The sequence below is a fragment of the Aeromonas sp. QDB18 genome, from assembly GCF_027705325.1.
In the GTDB taxonomy this organism is placed as follows: domain Bacteria; phylum Pseudomonadota; class Gammaproteobacteria; order Enterobacterales; family Aeromonadaceae; genus Aeromonas; species Aeromonas caviae.
In genome coordinates this window covers 1-1735 of sequence record NZ_JAPDBQ010000267.1, presented here as the reverse complement: position 1 = coordinate 1735, position 1735 = coordinate 1, and the positions used below count along the sequence as shown (strand labels likewise).

At 61.1% G+C, this 1735-nt stretch carries 1 pseudogene; it reads left to right on the top strand.

Going from position 1 to position 1735, the window contains the following annotated elements:
- Positions 1-70: 70 nt before the first annotated feature.
- Positions 71-1219, top strand: a pseudogene (locus tag OKC30_RS20745) (phospholipase D-like domain-containing protein); the annotation flags it as partial.
- Between the last annotated feature and the right edge of the window lie 516 nt (positions 1220-1735).

The window sequence follows — 1735 nt, the reverse complement described above, 5'->3', positions numbered from 1 at the left end:
AAGCAAGCTGGGATGACAATTATCGGGCACAACTATTCTTTGGTTAAATAACCAACAAAGTATGCTCCCGCCCTGGGAAGAGGACGGCAGCGGCAAGCTGCTGCTGGCGGAGCTGGTGCGGGCGGCCCGGCGCGGAGTGGTGGTGCAACTGCTCATCGACGATCTCTACGGCGGGGAGAACCGCTTTCTGGAGGCGGTGGCGGCGGAACCGGGCATCGAGGTGCGCCTGTTCAACCCCTTCTGGCTGCGGGGCTGGCGTCTTCTGACCCTGCTGCTGGAAGGGGTGCTGAGCTTTCGCCGCATCAACCACCGGATGCACAACAAGCTGCTGCTGGTGGATGGCAGCCAGGCGGTGATCGGCGGGCGCAACATCGGTGATCGTTACTTCGGGCTGGGGATGCCGCCTCACTTCATCGACCTGGATCTGGTCTGCCGCGGCCCCCTCTGCCAGCAGGCCGAGCAGGGGTTCGCGCTGTTCTGGCACAGTCGCTGGAGCCACCCGGTCCGTCGCCTGTTGAGACGCCCCTTGCTGCCAGCCGAAACCCGGGCCCTGAACGATTTCCTGCTGACCCTGACCGACCCCGCCATGGCGGCCGCCTATGATCTGCCGGCCACTCTGTTTGATGAGTGCCCCGTTCCCCTTTGCTGGCATCCCGGGCGAGGGCTGTGCTGGTTCGATCGCCCCGGCAAGGGGCTGGTCGCCCGGCCGACCACGGCGCCCCTGCTGGGACGCATGCTGGCGAGCAATCAGGGGGCCCTGAGGTTGGTGAGCCCTTACCTGATCCTGACACGGGGGCTGCGTCGCCGGCTCAAGGGGCAGCGACGGCAGGGGGTCGACATCGAGATCCTGACCAACTCCCTAGCCAGCACGGACGTGCCCCTGGTCTATGGCGCCTATCGACGTCACCGCCCCTGGCTCGAGCGTCAGGGGGTCACCCTGTTCGAGCTGACGACGGAGGCGTTCAGTCTGCATGCCAAGCTGATCCTGATGGGGAAGGAGGAGGCGCTGCTCGGCAGTTTCAACCTGGATCCCCGCTCCCTGATGCTCAACACCGAGTTGATGCTGCACCTCCATAGCCCGAGGTTGTGCGACGAGTTGCAGCAACTCATCGATGGCTGGTTGCAGCAGGCCGTGCACCCGGTGGCGGCGTCCCCCTCTGCATGGCGGCGCCTGCTGGCGCAATTGAGCGATTGGTTACCTTTGCATCGTTGGTTGTGAGTGGGATCCGCCTTGTGCGAGATCTCGCAAAGCTTTGTGCGCCTTCGAGGATAACGTTTGCCATCCAAAGACGGGGCTGGATTGCATCGTATTGTTTTTAATCGATTTATATTAAGAGCGCAGTAACAATCCAGGGGCCTCGACTGCATAGAGGTGCGTGTAGAACGGTTTTTTATTTTATTTAACTGCGTAGTATCTCGAGTGCAAGGACAAACACGGCGGCTGGTCTGCCGTGTGGGTGACGGCAACAGGGGAAATGGGCCAACCGGATTGCTCCGGCAGGCGAGGCGGATCGGGAGCGGAAACCCGTGATGCCAGACAGACCCCCGTGGTTGCGGGAGCCCAATATGGAACATGCTATTTGCGAGGGGGTGACATGCGAATGTTGCCCCATTTTTTATGCCCGCCGTCTGCTTGCCCAATCAAAAAGACCGCCTGCTGGCGCAATGCTGTTCAGATAAGCACATTTTTGACTAATTATTCATAAATGCGACTTGAGTTGGGGGAGCAAGGCTG